The sequence below is a fragment of the Methylobacterium sp. C33D genome, assembly GCF_053345825.1.
This window is the reverse complement of the sequence record NZ_JBKFAV010000066.1, coordinates 1-16,066: the sequence shown is the minus strand read 5'-3', so window position 1 is coordinate 16,066 and position 16,066 is coordinate 1. Positions and strand designations below refer to the sequence as shown.

12 protein-coding genes and 1 pseudogene are annotated in these 16,066 nt (G+C 66.8%); 8 read left to right on the top strand and 5 right to left on the bottom strand.

Annotated elements, in window-relative coordinates; all coding sequences use genetic code 11:
* The coding region (locus tag ACLBXO_RS30275; RefSeq protein ID WP_447687574.1) for an IS3 family transposase at nucleotides 1-92 on the top strand (92 nt) is incomplete at its 5' end.
* A gap of 148 nt (nucleotides 93-240) precedes the next feature.
* Here ACLBXO_RS30275 and ACLBXO_RS30270 read toward each other — a convergent pair.
* Nucleotides 241-1,335, bottom strand: a pseudogene (locus tag ACLBXO_RS30270) (IS3 family transposase).
* Between the two features lie 46 nt (nucleotides 1,336-1,381).
* Nucleotides 1,382-4,036 carry a trypsin-like peptidase domain-containing protein gene (locus ACLBXO_RS30265; RefSeq protein ID WP_447687716.1) on the bottom strand — a complete coding sequence of 885 codons (2,655 nt, stop codon included), beginning with the start codon at nucleotides 4,034-4,036 and terminating at the stop codon, nucleotides 1,382-1,384.
* A 685-nt stretch (nucleotides 4,037-4,721) separates the two neighbouring features.
* Here ACLBXO_RS30265 and ACLBXO_RS30260 point away from each other — a divergent pair.
* The 3 genes from ACLBXO_RS30260 to ACLBXO_RS30250 are packed head-to-tail and all read left to right on the top strand — an operon-like array spanning nucleotide 4,722 to nucleotide 9,506.
* Nucleotides 4,722-5,657, top strand: a complete 936-nt coding sequence (locus tag ACLBXO_RS30260; RefSeq protein ID WP_447687715.1) for an endonuclease domain-containing protein — start codon at nucleotides 4,722-4,724, stop codon at nucleotides 5,655-5,657.
* A gap of 4 nt (nucleotides 5,658-5,661) precedes the next feature.
* Nucleotides 5,662-6,327 carry a hypothetical protein gene (locus ACLBXO_RS30255; RefSeq protein WP_447687714.1) on the top strand — a complete coding sequence of 222 codons (666 nt, stop codon included), beginning with the start codon at nucleotides 5,662-5,664 and terminating at the stop codon, nucleotides 6,325-6,327.
* Nucleotides 6,324-9,506 (top strand): helicase HerA domain-containing protein, encoded by a 3,183-nt coding sequence (locus tag ACLBXO_RS30250; protein ID WP_447687713.1) that lies wholly within the window; start codon nucleotides 6,324-6,326, stop codon nucleotides 9,504-9,506. Before ACLBXO_RS30255 ends, ACLBXO_RS30250 begins: the two co-directional genes overlap by 4 nt.
* Nucleotides 9,507-9,551: 45 nt before the next feature.
* Here ACLBXO_RS30250 and ACLBXO_RS30245 read toward each other — a convergent pair whose 3' ends face one another.
* Nucleotides 9,552-10,280: a hypothetical protein gene (locus ACLBXO_RS30245; protein WP_447687712.1), complete on the bottom strand. Its 729-nt coding sequence runs from the start codon at nucleotides 10,278-10,280 to the stop codon at nucleotides 9,552-9,554.
* 36 nt (nucleotides 10,281-10,316) lie between these two features.
* On the opposite strand from ACLBXO_RS30245, the gene ACLBXO_RS30240 reads away from it, so the two are divergent.
* Nucleotides 10,317-10,655 (top strand): hypothetical protein, encoded by a 339-nt coding sequence (locus ACLBXO_RS30240; protein ID WP_447687711.1) that lies wholly within the window; start codon nucleotides 10,317-10,319, stop codon nucleotides 10,653-10,655.
* Nucleotides 10,656-10,888: 233 nt separating this feature from the next.
* Here the strand turns inward: ACLBXO_RS30240 and ACLBXO_RS30235 are convergent, their stop codons facing one another.
* Nucleotides 10,889-11,047 (bottom strand): hypothetical protein, encoded by a 159-nt coding sequence (locus ACLBXO_RS30235; protein ID WP_447687710.1) that lies wholly within the window; start codon nucleotides 11,045-11,047, stop codon nucleotides 10,889-10,891.
* Between the two features lie 318 nt (nucleotides 11,048-11,365).
* On the opposite strand from ACLBXO_RS30235, the gene ACLBXO_RS30230 reads away from it, so the two are divergent.
* Nucleotides 11,366-11,605, top strand: coding sequence for an antitoxin (locus ACLBXO_RS30230; protein WP_447687709.1), 240 nt, complete (start codon nucleotides 11,366-11,368; stop codon nucleotides 11,603-11,605).
* Complete coding sequence (locus ACLBXO_RS30225; RefSeq protein ID WP_447687708.1) at nucleotides 11,602-12,015, top strand: PIN domain-containing protein; 414 nt, start codon at nucleotides 11,602-11,604, stop codon at nucleotides 12,013-12,015. Before ACLBXO_RS30230 ends, ACLBXO_RS30225 begins: the two co-directional genes overlap by 4 nt.
* Before the next feature lie 1,522 nt (nucleotides 12,016-13,537).
* Here the strand turns inward: ACLBXO_RS30225 and ACLBXO_RS30220 are convergent.
* Nucleotides 13,538-14,251: an SDR family NAD(P)-dependent oxidoreductase gene (locus tag ACLBXO_RS30220; RefSeq protein ID WP_447687707.1), complete on the bottom strand. Its 714-nt coding sequence runs from the start codon at nucleotides 14,249-14,251 to the stop codon at nucleotides 13,538-13,540.
* A gap of 304 nt (nucleotides 14,252-14,555) precedes the next feature.
* Between ACLBXO_RS30220 and ACLBXO_RS30215 the strand changes: the two genes are divergently transcribed.
* Nucleotides 14,556-16,066 (top strand): caspase family protein (locus tag ACLBXO_RS30215; RefSeq protein WP_447687706.1); only part of this gene is annotated, 1,511 nt, incomplete at its 3' end.

The window sequence follows — 16,066 nt, the reverse complement described above, 5'->3', positions numbered from 1 at the left end:
TCGCCTACATCGAGGGCTACTACAATCGGCAACGCATCCACTCGGCACTCGGCTATCTCACGCCCGAGCAAGCCGAGAGGACCGCGAACTGATCTCCCTGTGTCCGCGACACCGAGGGAGGATCACCATGCGGCTATATCTGCTTCGATGTGATCCGCCCCCAATGAAGTGGTCCGCCCTTTGGTATGGCTTTCGAGCCAGTTGGAGTTGACCCGGTTTATGGTCCACGACCTATGCAAGTTATCGGGCTGTGACAGCTTGGTTGGCGAAGGCTCGGGGCGTCAAGCCGCCCAGGGCCGTATGGGGTCGATCTTCGTTGTAGTGGCACCTCCAGTCCTCGATGCGTTCACGGGCATCGGCCAGCGATAGGAACCACGAAGCGTTCAAGCACTCTGCCCGTAGGCGGCCGTTGAACGCTTCGATGTAGGCGTTGTCGGTCGGCTTAACCCGGTCGGGAGAAGTCGATCTCGACCCCGTTCAGGTAGGCCCATTGGTCAAGCATGCGCCCGGCGAACTCCGGCCCATTGTCAACACGTAGGCTCTTTGGACGACCGCGGAGCTTCACCAGTACGTCGAGGGCCTCGGTCACCTGGAAGGCGCGGAAGTTGGCTCTCGATGTGAGCGAGAGCGCCTCTCGCGTATGGCAATCGACGACCGTCAGGATCCGGAACGGACGTCCGTCGAACAGGCGGTCGGACATGAAGTCCATGGCCCAGACCTCGTTAGGTCCGCCGATCGCCGGCCGCCCTTGCCGGTAGCGCCAGGCCCGTTTGCGCTTGGGCAGCTTGGGCCGGATCGACAGTCCCTCGTCGCGATAGATCCGGTAGGTGCGCTTGTGGTTCACCTCCCAGCCTTCCCGCCGCAACAGGATGTGCAGCCGTCGGTAGCCGTAGCGCACCCGTGCGGCAGCGAGCTCCTTCAGCCGCATCCGCAGCGCAACCTGCGGGTCGGAGCGCTTCCTGTAACGCTGGGACGAGCGGCCAAAACCGGTGGCCTGGCAGGCCCGACGCTCGCTGATGTCGTAGGCCACCTGCAGGTGGCCGGCGACTTCACGGCGTGCGCCGGGCCTCACCACTTTCGCTTGAGGACATCCTGCAGCATGGAGCGGTCCAGCGTCAGGTCGGCGACCAGCCGCTTGAGCTTGCTGTTCTCGTCCTCCAGCTGCTTGAGCCGCCGGATCTCCGGCACCCCCATGCCGACGAACTGCTTCTTCCAGCGATAAAATGTCGGCTCGGACACACCCATCTTCCGGCAGACCTCGTCCACCGTCGCACCGTTCTCCGCCTGCCGCAGGGCAAAGGCGATCTGCTCGTTCGTGAAGCGTTTGCGGGGCATGACATCCACCCTCCTTCAGGGTTCAGGATGCCCGAAAAACTTGCGCTCAGCGCGGACCAGTTTGCTGGGTCAAGGTCAGACAAGCCACGAATGCGCTGAGCCCCTTGGCATGCTCAGCCAAATCAGCCGGGGGGAGGACGGTGGTGTCAGTCCCTACGGTGTAGGCCACGCCGTTGCTCTCCAGGAACGCTCCTGCCAGCGAGCCTTTAATCGCGAAGTTCACGTTCTGCGGGATGTCGCCATTGGTGGCGACCATCACCTTTAGAGCGTTCAGCTTCGCGCTCACCACACCGATCAAGTTGCCGGAGGCGTCCACGAGCGGGCCACCTGAGTTGCCCGGCTGCACGGGCGCCGAGATCTGGAAGTAGCGGCTGTCATCGGCGAGCCCGGTCAGCGCCGTGACGTTGCCCAGCGCGAAGTTACCTGAGGTCGAGAGCATGCCCGACAACGGGTAGCCGAAGACCGCTACCGACTCGCCGAGCCGCACCCCCGTGCGCAGGGCGGCAATCTTCACCGGAGTGATCTCCGCCTTCAGAAGCGCAAGGTCGTTCGTCCGGTCCTGGGCCACGAGCCGGGCCGCTACCAGCCCGTTCGGTCCGTTCACCTCAATGGCCGCGCAGTCCTGAATGACATGGGCGTTGGTCAGCAGGTGGCCAGCGCGGCTGATGAAGAATCCGGTGCCCGACGACGCCGTGTGCGGCTTGGGATCTGGCTGTTTAGGAGCAATTGAGGGCGGCGTCGGAACGACTGGCTGTGAGGGCGTAGCGACCGCGACCGCCGGAGATGGCGGCGCTACGGCAATTGGCGCCGTGAACGGCGCGCCCGACATGCTGGCGGCCAGGGACCCCGAAACCAGCACCGCGACGCGCTCCATGTGCAGGTCGGCCTCGCCGGACTTCCAGGCCAGGAAGAAACCGAGTGTGCCCCCTCCGTCCCGGTGGAAGCGCATGAACCAATCCAGCCCATCGGTACCGGAGGCCGATATCGCGAAGAAATCTGGGCGCAGTACCTTGTAGTTCACCCGCGTACCGTCCGCGGCGAACCGTTCGAGGGCGGTGCGATAGCCGTTCTCCAACGCGCTCGGGGTGGCGATATAGCTGAGCGTCGCGCGCTTGGCGGGGTCGGTCCAGGTTGTGCCCGAGCCCGTGCGCTCCTCGCGCATCCCGAGTCCGAACGGCACCCAGATAGGGTGGCCCCTGTATGGGTGCGCAGCGGCGCGAAAACCCCAGGTCCGCAGCAGCGGCGTCGCCTGACTCATGAGCGCGGCGGCCTGCCCCTCATCGATCACCCCGGTGACAGGTAGCCCGCTCTGCGACTGGAAGCGCACTACGGTCTCGAACAATCGTTTGGAGAAATCGACGTTCGGAACGGCAACCTGATGGCCGGTTGCGGTCAACAGCACTTGAAGGCGGATACGCTCGTTCACCGGCTGGGCCTCGAAGGCCGCAGCCGCGACCTCGTACCGGGCAGGTCCCGCAGGCGCGGTGATCGCAGGCGGCACAACTGCCAGTGGCCCAAGCCAGGGTGTTGGGTAGCCCCCTTCATTCAGGTGATGACGCAAGGCGGTCGGGAAGTCGGTCTTGCGCTTCCGAGCGTCCGGGCATTTGGCCAGGGGCAGGGCAACCGTGCATTCCTCGTAAGGCCACTCGGCATTGCGGTCATAGAGTTGCAGCATGCGCGCCCAGGCCGCCTCTCCGCGCCCGACGAGGATGCTCTGCGCGACCCAGCCGCCGAGGAAGTTGTTGTCATGCCACCGCTCGGGGTCGAGGCTTGCCGCGTGCTCCATCCCGGCGAGCCGCTGGCGCTGGTAGCCCGCGAAGGTGGCGTGGCGGGTCACATCCTCCAGCCGTCCGGCGCGCACCCAGTGGATCTGGGCGGGTGGATTGGACGAGGCATAGGGGCCGAAGGCGTACAGGAAGCTGTTATCGCCGTTGAGCAGTTCGTAGGTGCCGTCCCCGTCGAGATCCTCAAAGGCGTAGCCGCCGCTATCCAAGGTCTCGCCGTCCGCGACCAACCAGCGGCCTGTCCGCGAGTCCTGCGTGGCGAACTTCGTCACCGTACAGCAGTGGGCGCCGCCCCAGAACGATGAGACGACGACGCTGAGGCGCGGCGAGATCGGGTCGAGTCGCACGGCGGCGACCTCGGCAAAGTCGGAGTTCGAATCGTCGTCCGTCCCACGGGTGGACTGATCGAGGGACAGGGCGAAAGCCGACTGCCCATCCTCACGGCCTACAGCCACCGGGTAGCGGTCGCCGTCCTTCCCCCTGGCGCTGCTGAGCATGACGGACAGGGTGCCGACGCGCAGGACGCTGTCGCGTTTTCCGTCGTACTTGGCGCTCGGCCCGGCCGGTGGGCGCGGCGGCGTCCAGACCTGCTCGACGTAGCTATCACCGCGCGAGAAGATGAAGTCGCTCGGCAGGCCACCCGCGCGGGTGAGGCGCTGGCGCAGGGCGCGCGGATCGGTGGCGTTCTCCGGCCCGGCGACGACCGCGAACCAGCCGTTGGCCGCGCGCACGACACGCACGCTCGGGAACTGCCAGCGATGGTAGCGCGCGACGCCGATGGCGGTGTCGAGGTCCGGTCGGCTGGCCAGAACGACCCAGCGGGCATTGCCGGACAGGGCGAGATCGCCTGCATCGGCGACCGAGGGCAGCGCTACCAGAAGAAGCACCGCGACAAAACCGGCCCACACCCTGCCCATGCCAACCTCCAGGTTGCAAACTGGCCGGATCAGGGCAGCGGATCAATCTAAAGTCGAAGGCTATCCCAACTTCACGCAGCGAATCGGTCTGCCTGTGTCAAATTTCTTCGCTTGTGCGACGCCGTGGAGGGGCCCGACACCACGCAAACCGCCAGCATCTTTGGCACACCCCTGGCACACCACCCCTCGAAAGATCAGGGGAGCCAGATCGGCGAAGCAGCTAAGTAGCTGTCGATGAAGGGGAAAATTGGCGCACCCGACACGATTCGAACGTGTGACCTTTGCCTTCGGAGGGCAGCGCTCTTTTCAGCGTGGAAGTAGCGAGTGGTCCTGCAGCAAAAGTTACACGTGCGACGCGCGGCTGGTGCGCGCAAGCGCTGAGCAGGTTGAGCTGGATAGGGTTGTTGAGGCTCTTTAACCGTTCTCCGCCTTCGACACCTGCAGCGCCCCGGCTCGGATGTCGGCCCCAGCCTTTCGCAACGTTCCAGAGTTCGATGCGCGGCAGTGCGACGTTCTCACCGAGGCGCGACAACCTGAAGGTGCGAAACCGGTAGCCAGGACCAACCAGCTGTGCTGAATAGCTCCAGAACGGCTGCATGCCGCTGAGGCGCCAGCAGCGAGCGGAGAGAACGGTCTCGGTTTGCTATTGCCACTCCCTTTTGGCACTGCGGCCCGACCGCGGATCATGGCAGACGATCTGGCTCGATGCCTTGTCGGCTTGGGGCGAGGCGAGCGTCTGGTTGTCATAGGCGTCGGCCGCGATGTCATCCGCGCTCTTATCTCAGACGAAACCGAGCGCAGCGCGCTGTTGGTCGCAAGCGAGGGCCAGGTTGGGGCCGAGGCGCTCATCGAGCGGCTTCTCGACGATCTCGCCGCGTTGGCTCTCAAACGCTGGCCGCTTTGGGACGGCCGCGATGCGTCTCTCGATCCGGTAATGGCCGATCCATGGCTGAAGGCGGCATCAAAGCGTGCCAGGCTCGGCCTGATGCCGCGCTTCCGCAAATTCGGGCGAGATCTCGAACTTCGCCGACTGTCCCGACTGTTGGACCCTGCTGGCGTCATTCTGGTCTGGGATGTCGATCCAGCGTCGGCGACGCGCGCGCATCCGGCGATTGAGGGACTCGAATGGTGCACGCGGCAGGGGGCTACGGTTGTGACAGCTCTGACCGTGGAACCACCCGAGACCGCACCCTACGACCGCATTCTCTACGGCGCGTATGAGTTCATCCGATTGGAATTCGCAGCATCCGAGCGTTTCATCGCGCCGGTCGGCGCGCACCATGCGAGCGTCATCGAGCAGCGGGTCGCGGAAGCGTTGGCACAGGACGCCGACCTCAAGGACCTGTTCGTCTGCAATGCACCTGTACCCGTGGGTGTCTGGGGCGCGAGACCACGCGTCGACTTGCTCTGCCGCAAGCACCGCATCGTCGTCGAACTCGACGGCCCTGAGCACCGGATTGAGCCTAAGTTCGGCAACGATCGTCACCGGGATTACGAGTTGCTGACGGCGGGCTACCTCGTCCTGCGCTTGACCAACGATCAGGTCGCAGCCGACCTTCCCCTGGCGATCGAGAAAATCCGGACCGTCGTCCGCCTCCGGCGCGGTTCGCAGGAGGGGTGAGTCGATGAGCGCGACGCCGACGCCGAAGCAGGCGCTGATCCTGTGGTGCCTGCTCGGCCGGTATGGAAGCGCCCTGCAGAGCGCGATCGCACCGCGCATCGACAAAGCGGACCGTGAAGCCCTGATCGCGGGCCGCTACCTTGAGGCTGTGCGGCAGGGGCGCTCGCTGCGCTTGACTGTCACGGACAGGGGCTGGAATTGGGCGAGCGATCATATGCGCGAGCCGCTGCCGCCAACTTTCCGGGTGCTGCAAGATTGGCTGGAGCGCATTCAGTCCGATCTCGCCACGACAGGTCGGACTCTCGCCGACCTCGTCGGAATCGCCCCGGACGAGTCGACACCAAAGGTATCTGCCTCTCGTGCGCGCAAACCGGCTGCCAAGCGATCGAAGAAGCTTGGCCCAAAGCAGCTCCGGGCCCGCATCGAGGCCGCGTATCTCGCCCTGACTGGCGGGGAGAGGGCTAAGGCCGTGCGCCTGAGTGCCCTCCGGATCCACCTCGGCGATCTTGACCGTGAGACTGTCGATTCGGGCCTCGCGGCGATCTTGCGTGGTGACAAGACCGCGCGGCTGAGTCAATTCAGCGATCCAAAATCGCTCGATGCCGCCGAGCGCGAGGCGGCGTTCAGCCCCGCGGGCGAGCCCTTCCATATTCTCTGGATCCAATCATGACCGATGCCCTCGACGCCCTGCGCCGGGTCGATTTCGACTGGGTGCGCACGCTCGACAGCATCTGGATTGATACGGCGCTGACCGGCGGTCCGAACGAGCGGCTCGTCCCGGACATCATCGCCGACCTGCACCGCAAGGCGCGCCAGCCGACCGATCGGGCGCTGGGCCGCGTGCTGGTCGGTCAGTCCGGAGTCGGCAAGACCCACCTCGTCGGTCAGCTCCGGCGCGAGGCTTGGCGCACGGGCGCATGGTTCGTGCCCCTCGACGTGCTTGGGCTGACAGATTTCTGGCGCAGCGCGGCACTGAGCTTCGTGACCGCCCTGCTGCAAACGATGCCGGACGGGCGGCGCCAATCAGATGCAGTGCTCGCCGGTGTGGCGCGCCGCTTCCGGGTCGAGGCACAGGTCGAAGCCGCGTTCAACACCCCGAACATGGATGCGCGCCGAATCGTCGACGTGCTGGTCCGGGCGCTGATGAGCGTTGATGCCGGCCGCGCGCTCAAGCATCTCGACGTCTTCCGCGCCCTCTGCCTCCTGCGCTCGCAGGATCTGACCGTGGTCGGGCTCGCCCATGCCTGGCTACAGGGCTACGACGCTGATCCAGTGGAACGGGCCGCCCTCGGCTTCAAGACGCCACCGCCGGCCCCTATCGAGCTCGTGCGCGGCATGTGCTGGATCATGGCACTGAGCGGGCCGACGCTCATCGCTGTCGACCAGATCGACGGGGTCATCGAGACCGGCCGACTCGCGGCTGAAGACGGGATCGACGCGGAGGTAGGCCTCGCCGAGGTGCTGGCCGCAGGGCTTCTGGAGGTCAACATCGTCTGCGATCGCAGCATGACGGTGGTGACCTGCCTCCAGGAATCATGGGAGCGGCTGAAGGCACGCGGTCTAAATCCGATGCGGGAGCGCTTCGCAGAGGCGATGGGGCTTGTGGGCATGAACGACCGGGCTGCCGCTGCCGCCCTCGTGGCCAGTCGCCTCAAGCCGGCCTACGCGGATGCCAGCTTCGTACCCCCGTCCCCGACTTGGCCGTTCAGCGCGCGCGCCATAGCCGACGCGGCGGCGGCTGGCATGATGCCGCGCACCCTGCTGATGCGCTGCGACGCCTTCCGCCGCCACTGCCTCGCGCAGGGCGCGGTCTCGATCTGTGATAGTCTCGGCACGGCCGGCCCGTCTCAAGAGGCCCTGCCTCAGGACGCCGGATTCGATCTCGCTGTCGCGTGCCGCGAGGCCGACATTGCGGGCATCCGCAGCGATGAGGATACCTGGCTGGGCCAATTGCTGCGCGACACCTTCGACCTCTACGCCCTGGAGGACGATCCGGACGACACGCTCGACGTCGCCAGCAAGGGCGAGCCCGACCAGCGCATCCCGCCGCTGCACGGAAGGCTGATCTACATCCACCGGGACGAGAACGACCGCGAGCGGCACGTCTGTTATCGGGCGCTCCAGCATCAGAACGCCATCGCGTTCCAGGCTCGTCTCCGGGCGGCGCTCACGGCCTCCGGCATCTCGGCGCGTATCCCCGACCGGGCATTGCTGCTGATCCGCCGCGGGCCCATGCCTGGCGGGGCCAAGACGAAGCAGCTCGTCGACGCCTTCACGGCGGCTGGAGGCGTATTGATCGACCCCTCGGACGCGGATCTCCGTGTCTTCGTCGCCCTGCGCGACCTGCACGCGCGGGCGCAGGAGGATGGCGCGTCCGATCGCTTCGAGCGTTGGATCCGTGCCGAGCAGCCGCTCGTGGGCACGGCGTTCTTCCGGGATGCGGGTCTCACCCATGCGGCGACAGTCGGCGAAGGTCAGGGGAAGGATCAAGCGGCCGGGGAGGGGGCTGCGGCTCCAGTCCATTCGTCGGCCCTCGACGGTAAAGCCGCCGGCGAGAACTCCGTCGTCGCGAAAGGATCCGCTTCGCCCGTAGCGGCTCGCACCGAAGCGGATGCGATACCGGTCGGGCATCGGCTCACCCCTGGCGCGCCCGGCTTGAGCCTGCCGCTGCGGCTTCTGCCTCGCCACACCGCAATCATCGCGGGCTCCGGTTCCGGCAAGACCGTGCTCTTGCGCCGCCTCGTGGAGGAGGCCGCTCTCGCCGGGCTTCCGGCCATCGTGATTGACCCCAACAACGATCTCTCGCGGCTCGGTGATCGGTGGCCCGAGCGGCCGCAGGGCTTTTCCCCCGACGACGATCGCAAGGCGGCGCTCTACGCCGAGCGGGTCGAGGTCGTGGTCTGGACCCCAGGCGTCCATGCCGGCAACCCGCTGTTCCTCTCGGTCCTGCCCGACTTTGCGGAGCTTGAGGAGGACCGGGACGAGCGCCAGCAGGCGATCGAGATGGCGGCCGAGACCCTCGGACCGCTGGCCGGCGCCAAGACCAATCTCCAGCGCGGGGTGCTGGCCGATTCGCTGCGCCACTTCGCGGAGCGCGGCGGCGGCAACCTCGAGGCCTTCATGACCCTGCTCGGAGATCTGCCCGATGGTATCAGCCAGATCGGCAACGCCGCCAAGCTCGGGCTCGGCATGGCGGACCAGCTCCACGCCGCGATCGCCACGAACCCGCTCCTGAAAGTGGAGGGCACGGTGCTCGACCCGCGGCACCTGTTCTTCGGACGCGACCCGGCGCGCACCCGCATCTCGGTGATCAACCTGTCGGGTCTCGCTTCGGAGGCGGCCCGCGAGGATTTCGTGAATCGGCTCCAGATGACGCTGTTCGGTTGGATCAAGAAGAACCCGTCCCCGCGCGGCATGCTCTACGTCGTCGACGAGGCACAGACCTTCCTGCCCGCCCAGAGGGCGTCGCCCAGCCTCGGCAGCGGCATCAAGCTCGTGGCGCAGGGGCGCAAGTACGGGCTCGGGATGATCGTGGCGACGCAAGTGCCGCGCGGCATCCACAACCAGGTCGTCTCCAATTGCACCACGCAGTTCTTCGGCCGACAGAGCGCGCCCGCGACGATCGCAGCCGCCCAGGAGATCCTCGCGGCGAATGGGGGCGCGGCTGCCGATATCGGCAAGCTGGGGGCAGGGGAATTCTACTTCGCCACTGAGGGATCCGGACGGCCGGCCAAGCTGCGCACGCCCCTGTGCCTCTCCTATCATCCGGCCAATCCTCCGACGCCGGAGGAGGTCATCCGGCAGGCAAAGCGCTCGACCGAGCCGGGCACCCGCGCGCGCGCCTCCTGACTGCACAGATCCCGAGCTGGCACCGCTACGACAAGAACGTCGACATCAAATGCGCCGCTTCGGTCGCGCCCGCTTCGGCTTGGGAGATGGCAGCGCGGCCGCGTCGGTCATCGTAGCGAGAACAGCCATCACATCCGCGCTTGAGATTGGGATCGGCGATACCTCAGCTATCGCGTCACCGTAGAGGGCGGCGGCAAGCGAGTGCCGGACCGGCAGCGGCTGCCCGTGAGAGACGGCTTTGATGCAAAGCGTGACAGCCTCCGCATCCGGTTGGACGATGATGCCGAAGCCTGCGTAGAACGGGCCGGCGTCAAACACGCGCATGGCGATCACGAGACCTTCCGATGCCGAAGCCTCCAGGCCTTCGTCCATCAGCCAGAGGCGTCGGCCGGGCTTGAGAAGGTCATCAAGCCAGACGCCGCCGGCCTCGTGCCAGTCGGCAACGCGGAAGATCGAAAAGAACGCCGCTGCAAGTTTGCGGGCTACATGGCGATCGGCTAGGAGGAGGGCGCCAAGACGCTTGTCGAGGAAGCTATCGATGACGCGACGGCCGCGCTGGTTGGGCTCGAACAGCGCGACATCGCAGAGCATGGCGAAGGTCGAATCGTCGTCGAGTTGTTCCGGATCGATCAGGTCGAGGTGCTTGGCGGCCCGATCGAGATCCGGCTTCTTGCACTGCTTCACGGCTTCGGCGAGCACAGCCTGGATCGAGGCGCGGATCGGGCGGTAGCATGCGAGGATCTCTTCGCGGCTTGGCGTTGTTCCCTCGATCAAGTTTGGCCTCCGGATCCGAGGGGGGGAGGTCCTGGCATGAGCGGCGTCCGAGATAGGCTGCGCGGCAAGTGGCGCATCACCGCGACCGGCACATGGGACAAAGACTATCTAAATCTCGTTGAACCCGCCTTCATCGCCTTCGAACAACCGGGTGTCGGGAGCGAGTTTTGCACCGGGGCCGTTGTCGCATCCCTGAGTTGCGCCTACATCCAGACCGATGTCGGCTTTGAATTCCACGGCTCTGATGACGGTACAGAGGTCTGGGGCAAAGGCTGGGCCGAGGTGGACGGGCTGGAGGCGATCCACGGCGAGATCGCGTTTCACGATGGCGACAAGACGGCGTTCAAGGCGCGACGCTGGTCGCCTTCTTCGTGAGGCCGCAACCCGCATCTGCCGGCACTGAAGTAGCCCACAGCGAAGGTAGGCCAGAGCATCCCTTCGATTCAGCTCTCTGCGGGCTTACAGATTGGCCGCAACGCATGTCCCGTCGAGACGATCGGACCACGGAACGACGAAGCACGCGAAGGAAGGGGAGGGGGTCGCAGATGCAAGGCCCTGTGCTCGTGACCACACATGCGATGACGCTCAAAGGGCCCAACCCGATTCCATCATACGCTGCGCCAAGCAGGCAGACCGAATGCGAGCGCCGCGCAGGCCAGCCCGATGTAGCCCGGCGCGCCATTGTCTTTCCAGATGCGGATCTGGTTAGGCCCGCATTGTAACTGACGGGCGCATTCGAGGCCCGACCATCCGCGGGTGTCCTTCATGAACCGAGCCCAGGCTGTGAAATCGTCTGCTGTCATCACGGATCAGGGGCATACAGGAGGAAATATCCAACCGAACCGTTGATGCCGTGCATAGATGGCGGTTTGTGGACCGGCGAACCGGCGAGCAGCCTTCTGGCTTCGACGTACACCTCGCTAACCGCCACCAAGTTCGCCGCGCGGGTGGCCAATAGACGGGCCGGAGGCTGCTAGAGGCATCCAACTCTCGTTCGGCGGCGCGGTAGGCGACAGGGCAGGGGGCTTCACTTGACCCTCCCCTACCCTGCGCATAGGCTGGTGGCATAGGCCGAGGAGGTTTCCATGGATGGCAAGACAGCGAGCCTGTTCCGGAATGGGCGCAACCAGGCGCTGCGCATCCCCCGAGAGTATGAGCTTCCCGGCTCCAGCGTGCGCATCCGCAGACTGCCGAATGGCAATCTCGAAATCGAGCCCGTGACTGAGACCGGGCTGCTGGCGGCCTTCAAGAACGAGCAACCCCTTCCGCCGCAGGATTGCATGGACCCCGTCCACGAGCTTCCTATCGAGGCGGTGGACTTATGAGTGAGCGGTTCCTGCTCGACACCAACATCATCTCCGAGATCGTGAAGCAGGGCAGGTACAGCGTCGTTCTAGGTGTGATCACCCAGGTCGGCGAGGACAGGATCTGCACCAGTGCCATCGTCGCTAGCGAGTTGCGCTTCGGCGTCGAGCGGAAGGGCTCCCAGGCACTGCGGGAGAAAGTCGAGCGCGCACTGCGCAATATCGAGATCCTGCCTTATAACGCCGTCTGCTCGCAGAGTTACGGCATCATCCGTGCGGCGTTGGAACGTGAGGGCAGGGGGATCGGGCCCAACGACCTGCTGATCGCCGCTCAAGCGCATTCCCTGGGTATGATCCTAGTGAGCGACAATGTCCGTGAGTTCGCGCGCGTCGACGGGCTGCGGGTAGTCAATTGGCTCGATTTATCCTAGGCTCCGAACGTTGCGCAGTAGATCCCCCTGCTCCGATAGATCCGGGTCCAGTGATGGTTAATGGATCCGAGGCAACATAGCGGATCCTATGCGTCAAGTTCCATAAGATATCTTATGCGAACTCGCGTTCCACGTTCTCTGAACCACTATATTTTCATTAAGTCGACAGAATTGCTTTGGAACATTCGCTTGGCATGCTGCGCTAACGGCTTTCAGTACGCTGGCCTCGACGGACGAGCCTTGAAGCCCCTCCCCTGTTTCGGAAGGACGATCCTGCGTGAAGATAAAAAGTCATCTTACGCAAATACATATTATGTAGAATTTGAACGACAGGATTGTGCGCATGTTGATATTTACCGGCGCAAGGCTCGATCCCTACCTAGTATCATCGCTGATTGCGTCGCAAAACGTAGTCTACCTTCCCAGTTGTGCGCTTGAATTTTTCGGTTTGTGTCTTGTCTTACTAGGCTCACGGCGTCGACGCTTTCTCGTATCTGTGGCGCAGCGTTTGAGATGAGCGTTTCGGGCTTGCGCCTGATGCGGACGTCGCCAGAGCGGCCGCGCGAGACTTGCGCAGGTCGAACGCGCCACTGCGCCAGCCGCGCGGCGCCATGGAGGCCGGCATCCTGCGCAGCACCTGCGGGACGCCATCGCGCTGGTCTCAGGCCGGACTCGCCCAGTCTACTACTTCCCCGACAGACCGCCGGATAACGCGGTTCTGCAGAACGCGATTGGGGCGTTGGCCAGCTCGGCCTTCGCCACGGAGGCGATCGTCCTCGCCGCGGCGGATGCCTCGGATCGCGTCGATGCCGTCAGGGCCGCCGGGAACGACGAAAGCGATCTGGCCGAGGGCGCCTCTCTCGCGGCGGCGCATGCGAGAGTCAGGGTCGACGATCTCGCGCTGCACGCCGGTTCGCGACTCTTCGACGGCGGCGGCGCCTCGGCGAACCAGCGGACTCAGAGCGCCTCACAGAGCTCGTGTCCCGGGCGGTGGTGTATCTCGCGCGGGGCGGTCATCGGCGGTTGCCCGGCAGGGTCGGGTCACGAGCACCAACCTCGGACCCGAGAGACCCCCGATGACTGACGAAATGATAGCCCTGCGCGGGCTGAGCGAGTTGGAGGTCGGCGGCCTGACCGGCGCGGCCCACAGCCGGCCGCGCCCGGTCCGTGGGAACGGCTCCGGCCAAGCGTCGCGGCTCCGCCCGTGCCGTGCGGCGTCGCCGACACATCGGCACGCCGACCGGTAAGCGGCGGCACTGTCGTCGGTCTGCGGGCAGAAAAAAGGCCGTCCTCGCGGAACGGCCCGAAGTCTTGGGAGGAAACGCCCTCGAGGAGGGCTGCGAGATCGCGACGCCATCGCGACCTCGCACACGTGATCTGGGCACCGGGCGAGCCCTGGACAACCGTCCGCGGGCCGGATCGCGCGTCGCATCGGCGCCGTTCGGCCCGCCGGGTGCGCTTCCGCACCAGGCCCCGTCAGGCCACCGGTCGTGCCGGCCCGGATGCCGGATCGGGACCCGGGTTACGGTGGGATCAGCTTGCCATCCCAGGCCAGGGTGTGGCCGGAATGTTCAGCCCGCAGCCCGGACACCACTTGCAGCAGGCGAGCCGCGGACTCGGCCGGCGCGAAGACGCCGGGTGTGTCGGCATCCGGGCGGAACGGTCGGGACAGGGCCGTCCGCACGGTCCCGGGATGGAGGCCGACGACGATCAGCCCCGGATGGGTGCGCGCCGTCTCGACGGCGAGCGTCCGGAGGATCTGGTTCAGCGCCGCCTTCGAGGCTCTGTAGGCGTACCATCCGCCCAGACGATTGTCGCCGATCGATCCAACGCGGGCCGAGAGCGCGGCGAAGACGCCGTGCCCGGCGCGCGGCATCAAGGGGATGAAGTGCTTGGCCACGAGGGCGGGCCCGATGGTGTTGACGGCAAACACCGCGTTCATCGCGGCCGGATCGAGCGCGCGGATCGCCTTCTCCGGCGCGATGCCCGACCCGTGCAGCAGCCCGCTGGCGACCAGGACCAGCCCGACCGATCCCGCCGCGCCGACCGCCCCGGCGGCCGCCGCGATCGAAGCCTCGTCCGTGATGTCGACGGTCAGGGACTGCACAGCTTCGGGCTGGGACGCCGGCGCGCGCGAGAGCGCGACGATGCGTGTGTAGGTCCCGGCCTCCGCCAGGGCCGCGACGAGCGCCTGACCGATGCCGCCCGAGGCTCCGAAGACGACTGCACTGCTCATTCGACACACCGCGAGCGGGGTGGCTCCCCGGACGTCCCACTCAACGGATCCCGGCCGCCGCCCGCAAGATCCGCGAACGCTCACCCGGCGGTTATGCCGCGCTCGGGAGAAGGGCCTGAGGGCGGCCCGGCAGGGTCTCACGCCGTCGGGCTGGCACACGATCGTGACCACCCGGATCGGTCTCGTGCCCTGACCGGGCCGTTCCGCTGCCGCATTCGGGCGCGTTGATGCACCCGCACCACGACCGCCCCGCCGAACGGCATCCCACGTCCGGCGGATACATCGCCTCCGATGGGATTCCGCGATGCGCCTGCACTCCGCCCTCCGCCGCCTCCTCGCCGCGCTGATCCTCGCCGCGGCGTGGCTCGCCAACCCCGCCCGGGCCGCGGAGACGCGCATCGCGCTGGTCGTCGGCAACGGGGCCTATCAAGCCGGCCCGCTCGCCACGGCCGCCAACGATGCCGGGCTCGTCGCCCAGACCCTGCAGGCGGCGGGCTTCGACGTCATCGGCGCCCGCGACCTCGACGAGGATGCCCTGCGCAAATCGCTGCGCGACTTCGTCGACAAGGCCGCGGCCGCCGGGCCCGACGCCGTCGCCTTCGTCTATCTCGCCGGTTACGGCCTGCAACTCGAGGGTGAGAACTACTTCGCGCCGGTCGACCTGCGCGTGGCGAGCGCCGCCGATGTCGCCCTGCGCGCGCTGCGGATCTCCGACTACACCCGGAGTCTCGCGGCCCTGCCGCTGAAGGCGCGGTTCTTCGTGCTCGACGGGGCGCGGCGCGCGCCGTTCACCGTGCCGGACAAGCCGCTGGCAGGCGGCCTCGCCCTCACGGAGGCCGAGCCGGGCAGCCTGATCGCCTTCAACGCAGCGCCGGGGACCGTCGGGCCGGTCGAGAAGGGACCCTACGGCGCCTACGCCCAGGCCCTGGTCGAGATGATCCGCGAGGGCGGCCTCCAGCCGGGCCCGCTGTTCGACCGCGTGCGCCTGCGCGTCGACGCGGTCACGAGGGGCGCCGAGGTGCCGTGGGATGCCGACCGCGCGGGCTCGACCTTCGTCTTCTTCGACCGTGCCGCCGACGCCCCTCCCCTCGGTCGGGAGCGGGTCGCCGCGCTCCGCGAGCGGCCGCTGCGCGACCTCGGCGCTCAGGACGCCTACGCCGTCTGCCTGGAGCGCGACGACCTCGCCCGCTACCAGGAATTCGTGGCCGACTACCCCTCGGACCTCCTAACCCGGCGCGTGCGCGCCCTCATCGCCGCCCGGCGCGAGGCGCTGGTCTGGCGGCTCACGTGGCTCATCGGCACGCCGGACGCCTACTGGTCCTATCTCGCCCGGTATCCGCGCGGACCGCACGCCTGGGACGCGCGCCGCCGCCTCGCCTCGCTCGCTGCCGCGCTGGAACCGCCGCCGCGCTACGTGACGCTCGCCTACGACGTGGCCCCTCCCCCGCCGGACGAGGTCGTGTACGTCGATCGGCCGGTGCTGTTCCTCGACGACCCGGTCTTCGCGCTTCCGCCGCCGCCCCCGCCGGCCCTCGTGTTCCTCCCGCCGCCGCCGGCCTATCTCGTCGCGCTGGCGCCCCCGCCGCCCGTGTACGGGCACTACGTCCTGCCGGCCCCGCCGGTCGTACCGGTGCCGGCCTACGTGTCCGCGCCGGCCTACGTGGCGCCGCCGCCGAACAACGTGCTCTTCCAGAACATCCACAACACGACCGTCATCGAGCAGATCAACCGGCAGAATACGGCGATCCAGGCCCCCGCCGCGGCCGCGGGCGGCGCCGGCGCGCTCGCCGGGGCCGCCCTGGGCGCGGCGGCCGC

Excerpts from the sequence above, each read along its gene's own strand:
- ACLBXO_RS30265 (WP_447687716.1), bottom strand. The coding sequence starts at position 4,036 with ATGGGCAGGGTGTGGGCCGGTTTTGTCGCGGTGCTTCTTCTGGTAGCG.
- ACLBXO_RS30260 (WP_447687715.1), top strand. The coding sequence starts at position 4,722 with ATGGCAGACGATCTGGCTCGATGCCTTGTCGGCTTGGGGCGAGGCGAG.
- ACLBXO_RS30255 (WP_447687714.1), top strand. The coding sequence starts at position 5,662 with ATGAGCGCGACGCCGACGCCGAAGCAGGCGCTGATCCTGTGGTGCCTG.
- ACLBXO_RS30250 (WP_447687713.1), top strand. The coding sequence starts at position 6,324 with ATGACCGATGCCCTCGACGCCCTGCGCCGGGTCGATTTCGACTGGGTG.
- ACLBXO_RS30240 (WP_447687711.1), top strand. The coding sequence starts at position 10,317 with ATGAGCGGCGTCCGAGATAGGCTGCGCGGCAAGTGGCGCATCACCGCG.
- ACLBXO_RS30235 (WP_447687710.1), bottom strand. The coding sequence starts at position 11,047 with ATGAAGGACACCCGCGGATGGTCGGGCCTCGAATGCGCCCGTCAGTTA.
- ACLBXO_RS30230 (WP_447687709.1), top strand. The coding sequence starts at position 11,366 with ATGGATGGCAAGACAGCGAGCCTGTTCCGGAATGGGCGCAACCAGGCG.
- ACLBXO_RS30225 (WP_447687708.1), top strand. The coding sequence starts at position 11,602 with ATGAGTGAGCGGTTCCTGCTCGACACCAACATCATCTCCGAGATCGTG.
- ACLBXO_RS30220 (WP_447687707.1), bottom strand. The coding sequence starts at position 14,251 with ATGAGCAGTGCAGTCGTCTTCGGAGCCTCGGGCGGCATCGGTCAGGCG.